Genomic DNA, 12,814 nt, shown 5'->3' on the forward strand with positions numbered 1-12,814 from the left:
TCAATGGGCGCGGCGCGGCTCGCATTGCATCGCAACATGACACGACAATCAGTGATTCCGCCACTCTTGCGCCGCAGAGCGGGCAAACAGGTGCGAACGCAGCATGAAAGCCGCTGCTTGATTTACATCAAGCTTTCCTTAACTTCTAAGGGATTCCCCTGCCGCCTGGCCTGGGCACTTACCCTGCCCTGCCAGGCCGTCACACCCCGCGCAAAACGGCAAGGCCCCGGAAATGGAACACTGCAATCCAAATCCAGCCCTAGCCGCAAGGCATATTTGCCCTTACCTTCATGACATGGGCGCCATACCGCCACGCAGCCAGACCGCTGATATTTCCGGCGGATGTCCCTGGCAGCCCCCCCGGCTTTCGCCGCTTCTGGAGAACCCCGCATGAAACCTATCCTGTCGCTCCACGCCCCGCCCGCCGGCCATTGGGTCGGCGACGGTTTTCCCGTGCGCTCCCTCTTTACCTATAACGGCCTGGGCCAGCAGATCAATCCTTTTCTGCTGTTGGACTATGCCGGCCCCACGCATTTCGCGCCGACCACCGAACGGCGCGGCATCGGCCAGCATCCGCACCGCGGCTTTGAAACCGTCACCATCGTCTATCACGGCGAAGTCGAACACCGTGACTCCACGGGCGGCGGCGGCACGATAGGCCCCGGCGATGTGCAATGGATGACAGCGGCCTCCGGCATCCTGCACGAAGAGTTCCACGCGGCCTCATTCGCCCGCCAGGGCGGCCTGTTCGAAATGTTCCAGCTGTGGGTAAACCTGCCTGCCGCGCACAAGTCTGCGCAGCCGCGCTATCAGACCCTGGCCGGCGCCACCCTTCCCGTTCAGGCGCTGCCTGGTGGCGGCCACCTGCGTCTGATCGCAGGCGAACATGGCGGCGCACGCGGCCCGGCGCTGACCTTCTCTCCCATGAATGTCTGGGACGGCCGCATCGCCGCCGGTTCCACGGTAGATCTCACCCTGCCGGAAGGCCACATTGCCGCCGTCGTGACCCGGCGCGGCATCCTGCAGCTGAACGATGCGGCCACGCTGGACCAGGCGCATCTCGCCCATCTGGGGCTCACGGGCACCCAGTTGCGCCTGGGCAGCCGGGAGGGCGCCGACTTCCTGCTGCTCAGCGCGCCGCCATTAACCGAAACCGTCGTGGGGCACGGGCCGTTCGTCATGAACGATTCCGCCGAAATACGCCAGGCCTATGCCGATTTCCGCGCGGGCCGCTTCGGCCTGATGCCCGCCACGCACGCCTGACGCGCCCCCCGGTGCTCGCCGCGCCAGTGTTGGCGCGGCGCCGCATTCCCATCACAGCCCGTTGCAATGACACCGCAGCGCTGCGGCCAGGGCTGGCGCCTGGGCCAAGAACTACTACAATCCCCCCACACAGCCCTTCCTGCTGCAAACCTGCGGCGGGAAGATTCTGCGCCCGGCCAACGGGCGGAATGCAGTCACCCCGCCCCCTGGCCCGCGATCGGGCATCAGGCTGGCCGGTCGCAAAATCAACGGAAATCAAAGGCATTATGGGATTTGAACAACTTGCCGCGCTCAAGCGGGAGCTTGAACTGGCTGCCAAGGCTCAGGCCGACGCCCAGCCACAGCAACGCCGCGGCCAGCGCAAGGCGCCTGCTCGCGGCCCGAAGAGTGCCGCCAAAGGCCCTCGCCGCGACACGCCTCCGGCAGATCCGGTCGTTCTGACCATTGCCCGTCTGCAACGGCAATTCCCCAATGCCTTCCCGCGCAAGCCCGCCGATAAGGTGCCGCTCAAGCTGGGCATCCATAATGATCTGTATGCGCAAGGCGAAGCCCTGAAGCTGAGCCAGGAAGAACTGAAAGAAGCGGTCAAGACCTGGTGCCAGGGCAGCCGCTACTGGGCTTGCCTGACGGAAGGCGCGACGCGTGTCGATCTCGAAGGCACCGCCGCCGGCACAGTCACCGCGCCTGAAGCGCAGCGCGCCCGCCAACTGGCATGGCGCCAGCGCAATGAAGCCCGCAAGGCAGCCGCGGCCGCCCGCAAGCCCGCCGAAGCCGAAGGCAGCGCCGCCTCTGACGCAGCCGTTGACGCAGCAGCTGACGCAACCGCTGACACCGCCACGCCGCCCGCTGCCGCCCCGGCCGCCCCGGCCGCCGCACCTGAGGCCACGCCCGCCGTGCCAGCCCAGGCGGAAGCCGTCGGCCACGACGCTGCCCCGGATACCGCGCAATAACCCGGCCAGTCACTGGCGGGCTGCCGCAAGCAGCCCGCCATGACAAACACCGCTGACAGCACACCCGGCCTTTCCGCAGCGCGGCACCAGCCGGTTTTTCGAGGCAGGCCGGCAGCGCTGGCGCTATTGCGCCGCAGCCGCAGCGCCATCCTGCATCGTAAAGACAAACACATTGCGCCCCTGCTCGCGCCGGACGCTGGCGCTGCCGCCATGCATGCGCGCGACCGCCGCCACAATGGATAAACCCAAGCCGTGGTGCATATCGCTTTGCGCCCTGGAACTGTCGGCCCGGTAAAAGCGCTCGAACAAACGCGCCTCTATGTCCGGCGCAATGGCTGCGCCAGCGTTGGCCACTGCCGCTGTCACCACGCCCGCCTGCCGGTTCAGCAATACCTCCAGGCAACTGCCGGGCACCGCATGCCGCGCCGCATTCTGCAGCAGATTGCCCAGCGCGCGGTGAAACAGGCGGCGGTCTATGGACGCACGCGCATCGCCGCTCACCCTGACATCGACCTGGTGATCGGCAAACACCGGCTCCAGGTACTCCACCGTTTTCAAGGCTTCTTCGCGCAGCGACACATCGCTAAGATCAGCCGCACGCTGGCCGCTGCCCGCGCATGACAAAAACAGCATGTCATTGACGATTCCTGTCAGCCGCTCGATTTCCTCGATATTCGACTCCAGCAGGTTTTCCAGTTCTTCCACACTGCGGCGTTGCGCCAGCATGACTTGCGTTTGCCCCATCAGGTTGCCCAGCGGGGTGCGCAGTTCATGCGCCACATTGGCGTTGAAAGCCTCCAGCTGCTGCCAGGCCGCCTCCTGGCGCGCCAGCGCCCCATTGAAAGCTGTCGCCAGTTCGCACAGCTCTGCCGGTAACGCCGGCACATCCAGGCGCTGGCTGAAATTCCCTACCGGCAACTGGCGTGCCTGGGCGCTCAGGCGGCGCAAAGGCGCCAGCCCGAAACGCGCAATGCCATAGGCCAGCAGGGCAATCAGCAGCACCCCGACCAGGTAAGTCAGCACCATGCTCTGGCGGAATTTCCCGAGCGTCTGGAAATACGGCGTGCAATCCGACACGGTGACAAAGCGTATGGCCGGCCGTTCGCCATGGGCCGGGATCAGACGGGTAAATATCACCCAGGCCCGGCCGCCAGTCAGATTCGGAATGACGGAAATGCCTTCCGGTTTACCCAGCCACTCGGGCTGCGCCGGGCCGGAACCGAAGGTATAGGCAGGGGTGTCGCTCAGCACCCAATAACGGGTGCGGGAATCCCGCCCGCCCAGGTCTTCCAGCTTGCGGCGGACTGCCAGCCATTGGTCCGGCGTGCCGCTGGCGGCCAGCAAGGGATCCAAAAGCGAATGGCGAAATTCCAGCTCGCCGCTGATCTGCTCCAGCAGGGTGCGTTCCAGGTACCGGTACAGCCAGACCCCGCTGGCGGCGAACACCAGCGTGCCCAGCAAGATGAACATGCACACCAGCCGGCGGGTGATGGATGAACGGAATGAAAAAGATGAGGGGGATGCCGGGCGCTGCGCCCCGGCCTGGCGGTCAGGCCCGGGCGCGGCTGGCGGTGCCGTGACGGTCTTCATGCGCCCGGCTCCCCGCTCCGGCCGCTGGGCTCGCCCCGCTCTTCCAGCACATAACCCATGCCGCGCACCGTGTGCAGCAGCCGCGTTGCAAACGGCGCATCCACTTTGGCGCGCAAACGCTTCACCGCGACTTCCACCACATTGGCATCGCTATCGAAATTCATATCCCAGACCTGCTCCGCAATCATCAACTTGGACATGACCTCGCCCTCGTGGCGCGCCAGCAGGCTCAACAAGGCGAACTCCTTGGCTGTCAGATCCAGCCGCTGCCCGGCACGCGTCACCTTGCGCGCCAGCAAGTCCATATGCAGATCGCCGACCTGAAGACTGGTCGCATCCTGTTGCTGCGCCTCCGCGCCGCGGCGGCGGGCCAGGGCCTGCACACGCGCCACCAGTTCAGTAAAAGAAAAAGGCTTGGGCAGATAATCATCCGCCCCCAGGCGCAAACCGCGCACTCTGTCATTCACATCGCCGCGCGCCGACAGCATCAGCACCGGCGTGCACTTGCGCTGGCGCAAGGCGGCCAGCACCTGGAAACCATCCTGCAAAGGCAGCATGACATCCAGCACGACGACGTCATAGTCCTGCTCCAGCGCGCAGTGCAAACCATCGACCCCATTGTTGGCCATGTCCACGGTATATCCCTGCTCCGTCAGGCCACGGTACAGATAGGACGCGGTCTTTTCCTCATCTTCGACAATCAGCAAACGCACGCTTTCATTCTCCCTGGCGGCGCCCGGCACTCTCTGCCAGGCAACCGTGATTCTGCGTTAAAACTACCATGCAGCAGCCGTCAGGCCGCTGACCGCTGACTGACAAAAATGTCAGCCAGCGGTCATCTTCAGGTCAGAGCCGCCAGCCTAAGATGGCTGCCATTCCAAGTTTCATGGCGCCCGGAAGCGCCGCAACGAGATGTCCCATTCACGCAACGCCCAATACACCTCTTTCGCCAAGCTGCTGCACTGGCTGATCGCCCTGCTGATGCCCGGCATTCTAGCGCTGGGGTTCTATATGCAGGATCTGCCCTTTTCCCCAGGCAAGCTGGAACTCTACTCCTGGCATAAATGGCTGGGGGTAAGCGTGTTCCTGCTGGCGCTGGCGCGTATCGGCTATCGCCTGGGCCATCCGCCGCCTGTGTTGCCCGCGCACATGAACCGCCTGGAGCGCCTGGCGGCCCATGGCGGCCATCTCGTGCTGTACGCCCTGATGCTGGGCATACCCCTGTCTGGCTGGCTCATGAGTTCGGCCAAGGGTGTGCAAACTGTCTGGTTCGGCGTGCTGCCGCTGCCCGACCTGCTGGCACGCGACCGCGCCCTGGGCGCTACCCTGGCGCAAATCCACGCCTACCTGAATTTCGCTTTTCTCGGCATGCTGCTGCTGCATACCCTGGCAGCCCTGAAACACCAGTTCATCGACAAGGACGGCCTGCTGGCGCGCATGTTGCCGCGCTGCGCTTATGCCGCCGGAAAAAGGAGCCCCCAAGCATGAAAACACTGATCGCCGCGGCCGTTGCCGCCTTGCTGCCCTGGCACGCCATGGCAGCATCCTATCAGGATGTCGATGCGGACAAGAGCCAGATCCGCTTCCATTATTCGCAAATGGGCGTCGCCATGGATGGTGACTTCCCGCGCTTTGCCGGCAAGATCCAATTCGATCCGGCCAAGCCCGAACAAGGCAGCGCGTCGGTCGAGGTTTTCCTCGACAGCGTGGACACCGGCACCGACGAAGGCAATGACGAAGTCCGCACCGCTTCGTGGCTGGATGTTGGCGGCCACCCGGTCGCCAGCTTCACCACGACAGCCATCAAGGCCGTGGGCGACGGCAAGTACGAAGCCAGCGGCACCCTGAACATCAAAGGCAAAAGCCAGCCCGTGACCATCCCGGCCAGCTTCACCGAAAAAGATGGCCTGGGCATTTTCGAAGGCCGCTTCGATATCACCCGCGGCGACTACGGCATTGGCGAAGGCCCCTGGGCTGCCACCGATATCGTGGCCGGCCAGGTCGGCATTTCCTTCACCCTGAGCGCCCGCCCGGCCCCCTGACGCTGCCGGCCTTCGCCCTGAATTCCCGCCGCGCCGCGCCAGCCCAGCTGCCCGGGCCCGGCGCAACCCTTCACCCCAGCCTGGAAACGGCACCTGCCGTTTCCCCCCAACACGGAGCCACCATGAATTTTTCCCGCCTCAGCACCCGCCTCGGCCTGGCCGCTGCCCTGACCCTCGGCGCCACGCTGCCCGCCTTCGCCGCGCCTGTCACCTATGTGCTGGACGGCACCCATACGGCTGTCAGCTTCTCCTATCGCCATGTCGGCCTGAGCACCCAGACCAGCCGCTTCAACAATGCCACCGGCACCATCGTGCTCGACACAGCGGCCAAAACCGGCAAGGTAAACATCACCGTGGATACCCGTTCGGTGAATACCGGCCTGGAAAGCTTCAATGGCCATATCCAGGCCAAGGATTTCCTCGATACCGCCGCCTACCCCACCGCGACCTTCGTGTCCGATAAAGTCGTATTCGACGGCGAGCGCCCCGTGGCCATCGACGGCAAGCTGACCATCAAAGGCATCACCCAGGATGTCACCGTCACCATCGACGATGTCGTGCTGGCGGATCACCCGATGGCGAAAAAACCCGCGCTGGGCGCCGCCGGCAGCGTGAAACTGACGCGCTCGGAATTTGATATGGGCAAGTTTGTCCCGGTCAACAGCGATGAAGTCACGCTGCGCGTCACCCTGGAAGCCATCCAGCAATAAGCTGGCATGGACGGCGGCCAATTCCGGCCGCCGTCCTGCATCACGCTGGCCCAGGCGGTATGATGCCGAACCGTACCGGTATGCAACCGCTTTTATGACTCACCCCGCTCCATCCCCGTCTGGCGACAGCCAAGACAGCGCTCGCGCGCCCCATCTGCAACGCTCCCTCAAAACCCGCCACCTGACCATGATCGCCATCGGCGGCGCCATTGGCACCGGCCTGTTCGTGGCTTCGGGCGCGACCATTGCCCAAGTCGGCCCCGGCGGCGCCCTGCTGGCCTACGCGCTGATAGGCTGCATGGTGTATTTCATCATGACCAGCCTGGGCGAACTGGCGGCATTCATGCCGGTTTCCGGCTCTTTCGCCACCTACGGCGCGCGCTACGTCGAAGAGGGATTCGGCTTCGCGCTAGGCTGGAATTTCTGGTATTCCTGGGCCATTACCGTGGCTGTCGATCTGGTCGCGGCCCAACTGGTCATGGCTTACTGGCTGCCCGATGTGCCCGGCATTCTCTGGAGCGCCCTGTTTCTGGCGCTGATGTTCGGCCTGAATGCGATCTCCGTCAAAGGCTTTGGCGAAAGCGAGTTCTGGTTTGCGCTGATCAAGGTGGTGGCGGTGGTGATCTTCATCATCACTGGCCTGGCCATGCTGAGCGGCATCATCCATGGCGCCCAGGGCACTGGCGTGTCCAACTGGACCATCGGCGATGCGCCCTTCGCAGGCAATTTTGCCGCCATGGTAGGCGTCGCCATGATCGTGGCCTTTTCCTTCCAGGGCACGGAGCTGATTGGCGTGGCCGCCGGCGAGTCGGAAAACCCCAGGGTGAACATCCCCAAGGCCGCCAAACAGGTGTTCTGGCGCATCCTGCTGTTCTATGTGCTGGCGATTCTGGTGATAGGCCTGCTCATTCCCTACACCGACCCTCAGCTGCTGCGCAGTGACGTCACCGATGTCAGCGTCAGCCCCTTCACCCTGGTCTTCGAACGCGCGGGCCTGTTGTCGGCCGCAGCGGTCATGAATGCCGTCATCCTGACCTCGGTTCTCTCGGCAGGCAATTCCGGCATGTATGCCGCCACGCGCATGCTGTTCAATCTCGCCACCGAGGGAAAAGCGCCGCGCGCGCTGGCGCGCCTGACCCGCAACGGCGTTCCGCTGTACGCGCTGCTCGCCACCACAGCACTGGCCGCGCTGTGCTTCGTCAGTTCCATCTTCAGCCCCAAGGTCGTTTATATCTGGCTGCTCAATACCGCAGGCATGACAGAATTCATCGCCTGGATCAGTATCTCGGTCAGCCACTACCGGTTCCGCAAAGGCTACATCAAACGCGGCCTCAATCTGGACGACCTGCCGTATCGCGCCGGGCTGTTTCCCTTCGGGCCGATTTTCGCCTTCGTCCTGTGCCTCATCATTACGCTGGGGCAAAACTACAACGCCTTCCTGCAAGAGCGCATTGATTGGGTCGGCGCCATCGCCACTTATGTCGGCATTCCCTTGTTCCTGCTCATCTGGCTGGGTTACCGTCTGGCCAGGAAAACCCGCTTTGTCCGTTACTCGGAAATGACTTTCCCCAATGACGCCACACAGCCCTAAGCGCGCTGTTGCGCTGCCCCTGTTGCGCGTCTGATCACAGGCCGCACACGGAATAGGAAAAGCAGAGTACAATCGTTGGCTCTGCGCCCGTAGTTCAATGGATAGAATAGGAGTTTCCGAAGCTCTCGATACAGGTTCGATTCCTGTCGGGCGCGCCAGATTTCCCCTGGTGCTTGCGCAACAAGCCTGGTTCAGCCTGCTGGCAACTGGACCGGCAGCCGTCCACAACGGCAATCCAGGCTGATGACAGCATCAGAGATAAAAAACCCCGTTCGCGTTTGCCAACGGGGTTTTTTCATGGGGTGCCCACCGGCACCCCATCCGAGCAGCGCAATTCATGCCGCCCGCTCACTCAGTCCTGACCGTCAATGTGCGGCGCTGGCCCGCTTGCGGCGGCCCAAGCCCAGGCCTACCCCAACGACTAGCAGGGCGCCAGCCACACCTGCGCCAATATGCGTCAGGCTGGACGGTTCGCCGATATGGTTCTTGAGCACGGCATCGGTCAGCAGCATGCCGCCCGCCAGCCAGCCCAGCAAACCGGCGCCGAACACCACTACCAGCGGGAAACGGTCGATCAGCTTGAGCACCAGCGTGCTGCCCCAGATAATGATGGGAACGCTGACCAGCAACCCGAAGACCACCAGGCCCAGCTGATGATCGGCATGCGCGCCCTGGGCCGCGCCAGCAATGGCGATGACGTTATCCAGGCTCATGACCAGGTCGGCAATGATGATGGTCTTGACCGCGGCAAACACTGAAGCGCCGCCTGTGATCTTGCCGTGCGCGTCGTCCTCGGGGATCAGCAGCTTGATACCGATCCAGACCAGCAGCACCGCGCCGACTATCTTCAGGAACGGCACTTCCAGCAAGGTCAGCGCAAAAGCGATCAAGGCAACGCGCAGCACGATCGCGCCAGCCGTTCCCCACAGAATACCCTTCATGCGCTTGTCCGCCGGCAGGTTGCGGCAAGCCAGCGCAATGACCACGGCGTTGTCGCCGCCCAGCAGAATATCAATCAAGATAATCTGGAAAACGGCAGCCCAGCTCAGGGTCTGAAAAAATTCCAGCATGGTTCGTCTATCCTCAAAACAGGCAATTCATTAATCTGAAAACCAGATCGGAACTTTTGCCTTTCCGCATGGTGACACCCGGAAACAAAAATGGCCCGATCCACCAGGACCAGGCCACATGCTGAAGAGGGTTTTTCACGCACGAACCTTGCCCTTACGGCAAGGTCTTGCTTGCGGCATAAATGCCGCCCGGACACCGGGATAAAGGCCAAGACACAGGCAGTTATCCGTCATGACGATGACTCGGAGGTAAGCTACTCCCCTTGATGGGGCTGAGTATAGCTCACTTCGCCGCGCTGCTGCGCAACTTCTGCAACGTGCGCCCGCAACCAGCGATGCACGGGGTCATCCTGATGCCGCTGATGCCACACCATATACATGGGCATTGATGGCGTTTCCAGGGGCAGCGGCGCCGTCGCCAGGCCCCGCAAGGCCCCCACCGCCAGCAAGGAAGGCGCTGTCGCGATCCACGGGCCGCCATGCAGCATCGCCCCCAGCGCCGCCATGCCTGGCACCGTCGCCACAAAACGGCGCTGCACGCCTTTGCGCAGCATCCATTCGTCGATATCCAGCATGCGCCGGGGTTCGTACAGCACCGTCACATGCTCGGCGGCCCGGTAGGCCTTCATGCTGGCGGGCGCCGCACACAGGGCCGCGTCATAGAAGATGCAATAACGATCTTCAAACAGGCGCTTCTGGTAAATATCATCCCCCAGCGGCGGACGCGGCGTAATCAGCAAATCGCAATGCTGCTCGCGCAGCACGGCAGGCGTGGGCGCGCCAGAAGGCACCACATGCAGGCTCACGCCGGGCGCCTGCTCACGCAAGCGCCGCAACAGCGCGGGAAGCAGCACATCGCGCTGCAAATCATTGGCCGCGATGGTCAGGCTCATGTTCAGGCGTGCCGGCTCGAAGCCTGCCGCCAGCGTGAAATGCCGCAACTCATCCAACAGGCCCCGGGCGCGCTCCGCCAGCACGCCAGCCATGGCGGTCGGCGCGATGCCGCGGCCGGATTTGACGAACAGCGCATCACCGGCAATGGCGCGCAGTTTGTCCAGCCCGTGGCTGACGGCGGACTGCGTGACCCCCAGACGCTGCGCCGCGCGGGTGACGGAACCTTCCTCATACACCACCCATAGCAACTGCAACAACCTGCCATCCAGGTCCAAATGATCGAAATCGTTCATGGGTTTCATGACTGAACCGGCCTTTATCCATACTGCTAATAAGGGAATACTGATGCCATTATCCCCTTGCGGAGGCAGGCATGTCACACGAAATTCCAGGTACCAAATTGTTCGACGGCGAATTGGCCATGCGCGGCTACGCGCTGAACAAGATGTGTTTTTCCTTCAACGATGCGGCCAACCGTGCTGCCTTTCTCGCTGACGAAGACGCTTACTGTGCCAGCTATGGGCTGAATGAAGCCCAGCGGGACGCCATCCGCAACCGCAATGTGCTGCAACTGATAGACGCTGGCGGCAATGTCTATTACCTGGCGAAGTTCGCCGGCATCCTGAAACTCGATGTGCAGGATCTGGGCGCCCAGCAAACCGGCATGACCAAAGAAGCATTCAAGGCCAAATTGCTGGCCTATGCCAAGGACTGAGCCCCTTTCCCGCAGACACAAGATACAAGGACATTCATCATGGCAACCATCGTCGGCGGCATTCTGACTTCACACGTTCCCGCTATCGGCCGCGCCATCGCGCAGGAACTGCAACAAGACCCTTACTGGAAACCCTTTTTCGACGGTTTTCCGCCAGTGCGCGAGTGGCTGGCCCGCCAGCGCCCGGACGTCGTCGTCGTGTTCTACAACGACCACGGCCTGAACTTCTTTCTCGACAAAATGCCGACCTTCGCCATCGGCGCCGCGCCGTTCTACAACAACGCGGACGAAGGCTGGGGCATTCCCCAGGTGCCGGAATTCAAGGGCGAGCAGACCTTGTCGTGGCATCTGATCGAAGCGCTGGTCGCCAATGAATTCGACCCTGTCTCCTGTCAGGAGATGCTGGTCGATCACGCTTTCACCTTGCCCATGGCCTTGCTCTGGCCCGACCAGAAGTGGCCTGTCACGGTGGTCCCCGTCAACATCAATACTGTGCAGTTCCCGCTGCCCTCGGCCAAGCGTTGCTACGACCTGGGCGCGACCATCGGCCAGGCCGTGCGCAACTGGGATAGCAACAAGCGCGTGGCCTTCCTGGGCACTGGCGGCCTGTCGCACCAGCTTGATGGCGAACGCGCCGGTTTCATCAACAAGAATTTCGATCTGGAATTCATGGACAGCCTGGTCAAGGATCCGCGCTGGGCCACGCAGTTCAGTATTCATGAACTGGTGGAACGCGCGGGCACCCAAGGCATAGAACTGCTGATGTGGCTGGCCACGCGCGGCGCCCTGGGCGAACAAGTGCGTGAAGTTCACCGCAACTATCACATCCCGATTTCCAACACGGCCTCCGGCGTGCAACTGCTGGAGCCGCTTGACTGATTTTTAACGCCAGGTGCCTCCTCATCCGGCCCCAGGCCAGTCATGGCCTGGTTTTTCGCCAGACACAGCTGTGTCTGGCTTTTTTTTGGCCGTTGCGCCGCTTGCCCTGCCCAGCTCGGCCCGGCCCGGCCCGGCCCGGCCCGGCAACTATTCCGCAAACACATCCGTGATCAAGCGCCGGAACCAGACATTCCTGGGGGCCTGCTGGAAACGGGCATGCCAGTATTGCTTCAGGTCGTAGCGCGCAATATCTATCGGCGGCTCTATGGTCTGCACATTGACGCTGTGCGCATACAGATCCGCCACGGTGCGCGGCAGCACCACCACCAGGTCGGATTGCTCGATCAGCGAAGGCACGCTCATGTAGTGCGCCGTTTTCAGGACCACATTCAGACGGACCCCGGTGCTGGCCAGATAGGCATCAAACATTTCCTGGCGCCGGGTGCCATCACGCACTTGCAGATGGTCGGCAGCGCAGAAATCCGCCATGGACAGGCGCTCGCCCGCAAACGGATGGCCTTCGCGCAGCATGCAGGTCAGCTCGTGGGAAAAGAGACGCTGCTGGTAGATATGCGGGTCGTTCAGATCCGGGAAATAGCCCAAAACAGCATCCACCTTGCCGTCGTGCAGATGCTCAGTCAGAGCATCCGCATCCAGGCTGATGGTGCGCAGCCTGGCCTTGGGCGCGGCGCGGCGCAGCTGCTCGAATAAGGCCGGCAAAAAGACGATCTCGCCTACTTCACTCAGGCACAGGACAAACTCATGTTCGGTCTGGGCAGGGTCGAACTGCGGCCCCCGCAAGATATCGCGGTCGATGATTTCCAGCACTTCGCGGGTGCGTTCTATCACCCCCAGCGCCCGGGGCGTGGCTTCCATGCGCGCGCCCGAACGGATGAACAGCGGGTCGCCCAGCGAATGGCGCAAGCGCGCAAGCGCCGCGCTGGCCGCCGGCTGGCTGATGCCCAGCTGTTTGGCCGCCGCCGTGACATTGCCCGTCTCATAAATGGCAAGCAGGACGCGGAGCAGATTGAGGTCGGTACGGGGAACCATAAGCAAATCAAATAGTGCGAATAAACAGAAGCGGCTTTTCTGATTAGAAGGCAACTGCCA

Annotated in this window: 13 protein-coding genes and 1 tRNA gene; 9 read left to right on the plus strand and 5 right to left on the minus strand. The window is 62.8% G+C overall.

Features of this window, described 5'->3' with window-relative positions; all coding sequences use genetic code 11:
- Nucleotides 1–390: 390 nt before the first annotated feature.
- A complete protein-coding gene (locus tag ACTJGZ_RS00190; protein ID WP_441660941.1) occupies nt 391–1,263 on the plus strand; it encodes a pirin family protein in 873 nt (290 codons plus the stop codon).
- Between the two features lie 266 nt (nt 1,264–1,529).
- Nucleotides 1,530–2,213, plus strand: coding sequence for a ProQ/FinO family protein (locus tag ACTJGZ_RS00195; protein ID WP_441660942.1), 684 nt, complete (start codon nt 1,530–1,532; stop codon nt 2,211–2,213).
- A gap of 123 nt (nt 2,214–2,336) precedes the next feature.
- On the opposite strand, the gene ACTJGZ_RS00200 is transcribed toward ACTJGZ_RS00195, so the two are convergent.
- Together ACTJGZ_RS00200 and ACTJGZ_RS00205 are read right to left on the minus strand one after the other, a co-directional pair.
- On the minus strand, nt 2,337–3,803 hold the full coding sequence (locus tag ACTJGZ_RS00200) for a heavy metal sensor histidine kinase (protein ID WP_441660943.1): 1,467 nt from the start codon (nt 3,801–3,803) through the stop codon (nt 2,337–2,339).
- Nucleotides 3,800–4,516 carry a heavy metal response regulator transcription factor gene (locus tag ACTJGZ_RS00205; RefSeq protein WP_441660944.1) on the minus strand — a complete coding sequence of 239 codons (717 nt, stop codon included), beginning with the start codon at nt 4,514–4,516 and terminating at the stop codon, nt 3,800–3,802. The genes ACTJGZ_RS00200 and ACTJGZ_RS00205 overlap by 4 nt, the downstream gene beginning before the upstream one ends.
- Before the next feature lie 199 nt (nt 4,517–4,715).
- Between ACTJGZ_RS00205 and ACTJGZ_RS00210 the strand changes: the two genes are divergently transcribed.
- From ACTJGZ_RS00210 to ACTJGZ_RS00230, 5 genes are all read left to right on the plus strand, one after another.
- Nucleotides 4,716–5,291, plus strand: coding sequence for a cytochrome b (locus ACTJGZ_RS00210; protein WP_441660945.1), 576 nt, complete (start codon nt 4,716–4,718; stop codon nt 5,289–5,291).
- A complete protein-coding gene (locus ACTJGZ_RS00215; protein ID WP_441660946.1) occupies nt 5,288–5,845 on the plus strand; it encodes a YceI family protein in 558 nt (185 codons plus the stop codon). Before ACTJGZ_RS00210 ends, ACTJGZ_RS00215 begins: the two co-directional genes overlap by 4 nt.
- 122 nt (nt 5,846–5,967) lie before the next feature.
- Nucleotides 5,968–6,555: a YceI family protein gene (locus ACTJGZ_RS00220; protein ID WP_441660947.1), complete on the plus strand. Its 588-nt coding sequence runs from the start codon at nt 5,968–5,970 to the stop codon at nt 6,553–6,555.
- Between the two features lie 94 nt (nt 6,556–6,649).
- Nucleotides 6,650–8,146 (plus strand): amino acid permease, encoded by a 1,497-nt coding sequence (locus ACTJGZ_RS00225; protein ID WP_441660948.1) that lies wholly within the window; start codon nt 6,650–6,652, stop codon nt 8,144–8,146.
- Nucleotides 8,147–8,229: 83 nt separating this feature from the next.
- A tRNA-Arg gene (locus ACTJGZ_RS00230) sits at nt 8,230–8,304 on the plus strand.
- A 207-nt stretch (nt 8,305–8,511) separates the two neighbouring features.
- Here the strand turns inward: ACTJGZ_RS00230 and ACTJGZ_RS00235 are convergent.
- Both ACTJGZ_RS00235 and ACTJGZ_RS00240 read right to left on the minus strand, forming a co-directional pair.
- Nucleotides 8,512–9,216, minus strand: coding sequence for a TerC family protein (locus tag ACTJGZ_RS00235; RefSeq protein ID WP_441660949.1), 705 nt, complete (start codon nt 9,214–9,216; stop codon nt 8,512–8,514).
- A gap of 254 nt (nt 9,217–9,470) precedes the next feature.
- Nucleotides 9,471–10,403 (minus strand): LysR family transcriptional regulator, encoded by a 933-nt coding sequence (locus ACTJGZ_RS00240; protein WP_441660950.1) that lies wholly within the window; start codon nt 10,401–10,403, stop codon nt 9,471–9,473.
- An 80-nt stretch (nt 10,404–10,483) separates the two neighbouring features.
- On the opposite strand from ACTJGZ_RS00240, the gene ACTJGZ_RS00245 reads away from it, so the two are divergent.
- Nucleotides 10,484–10,825 carry a protocatechuate 4,5-dioxygenase subunit alpha gene (locus ACTJGZ_RS00245; protein WP_441660951.1) on the plus strand — a complete coding sequence of 114 codons (342 nt, stop codon included), beginning with the start codon at nt 10,484–10,486 and terminating at the stop codon, nt 10,823–10,825.
- A gap of 39 nt (nt 10,826–10,864) precedes the next feature.
- Nucleotides 10,865–11,704 carry a class III extradiol dioxygenase family protein gene (locus tag ACTJGZ_RS00250; RefSeq protein ID WP_441660952.1) on the plus strand — a complete coding sequence of 280 codons (840 nt, stop codon included), beginning with the start codon at nt 10,865–10,867 and terminating at the stop codon, nt 11,702–11,704.
- A gap of 147 nt (nt 11,705–11,851) precedes the next feature.
- Here ACTJGZ_RS00250 and ACTJGZ_RS00255 read toward each other — a convergent pair whose 3' ends face one another.
- Complete coding sequence (locus tag ACTJGZ_RS00255) at nt 11,852–12,754, minus strand: LysR family transcriptional regulator (RefSeq protein WP_441660953.1); 903 nt, start codon at nt 12,752–12,754, stop codon at nt 11,852–11,854.
- Nucleotides 12,755–12,814 lie beyond the last annotated feature (60 nt).

The sequence above is a fragment of the Kerstersia sp. genome, from assembly GCF_052103615.1.
Classification (GTDB): Bacteria; Pseudomonadota; Gammaproteobacteria; order Burkholderiales; family Burkholderiaceae_B; genus Kerstersia.

What these genes read in the sequence shown, in the direction of transcription:
- ACTJGZ_RS00190 (WP_441660941.1), top strand. Translation starts at nt 391, where the DNA reads ATGAAACCTATCCTGTCGCTCCACGCCCCGCCCGCCGGCCATTGGGTC.
- ACTJGZ_RS00195 (WP_441660942.1), top strand. Translation starts at nt 1,530, where the DNA reads ATGGGATTTGAACAACTTGCCGCGCTCAAGCGGGAGCTTGAACTGGCT.
- ACTJGZ_RS00200 (WP_441660943.1), bottom strand. Translation starts at nt 3,803, where the DNA reads ATGAAGACCGTCACGGCACCGCCAGCCGCGCCCGGGCCTGACCGCCAG.
- ACTJGZ_RS00210 (WP_441660945.1), top strand. Translation starts at nt 4,716, where the DNA reads ATGTCCCATTCACGCAACGCCCAATACACCTCTTTCGCCAAGCTGCTG.
- ACTJGZ_RS00215 (WP_441660946.1), top strand. Translation starts at nt 5,288, where the DNA reads ATGAAAACACTGATCGCCGCGGCCGTTGCCGCCTTGCTGCCCTGGCAC.
- ACTJGZ_RS00220 (WP_441660947.1), top strand. Translation starts at nt 5,968, where the DNA reads ATGAATTTTTCCCGCCTCAGCACCCGCCTCGGCCTGGCCGCTGCCCTG.
- ACTJGZ_RS00225 (WP_441660948.1), top strand. Translation starts at nt 6,650, where the DNA reads ATGACTCACCCCGCTCCATCCCCGTCTGGCGACAGCCAAGACAGCGCT.
- ACTJGZ_RS00235 (WP_441660949.1), bottom strand. Translation starts at nt 9,216, where the DNA reads ATGCTGGAATTTTTTCAGACCCTGAGCTGGGCTGCCGTTTTCCAGATT.
- ACTJGZ_RS00240 (WP_441660950.1), bottom strand. Translation starts at nt 10,403, where the DNA reads ATGAACGATTTCGATCATTTGGACCTGGATGGCAGGTTGTTGCAGTTG.
- ACTJGZ_RS00245 (WP_441660951.1), top strand. Translation starts at nt 10,484, where the DNA reads ATGTCACACGAAATTCCAGGTACCAAATTGTTCGACGGCGAATTGGCC.
- ACTJGZ_RS00250 (WP_441660952.1), top strand. Translation starts at nt 10,865, where the DNA reads ATGGCAACCATCGTCGGCGGCATTCTGACTTCACACGTTCCCGCTATC.
- ACTJGZ_RS00255 (WP_441660953.1), bottom strand. Translation starts at nt 12,754, where the DNA reads ATGGTTCCCCGTACCGACCTCAATCTGCTCCGCGTCCTGCTTGCCATT.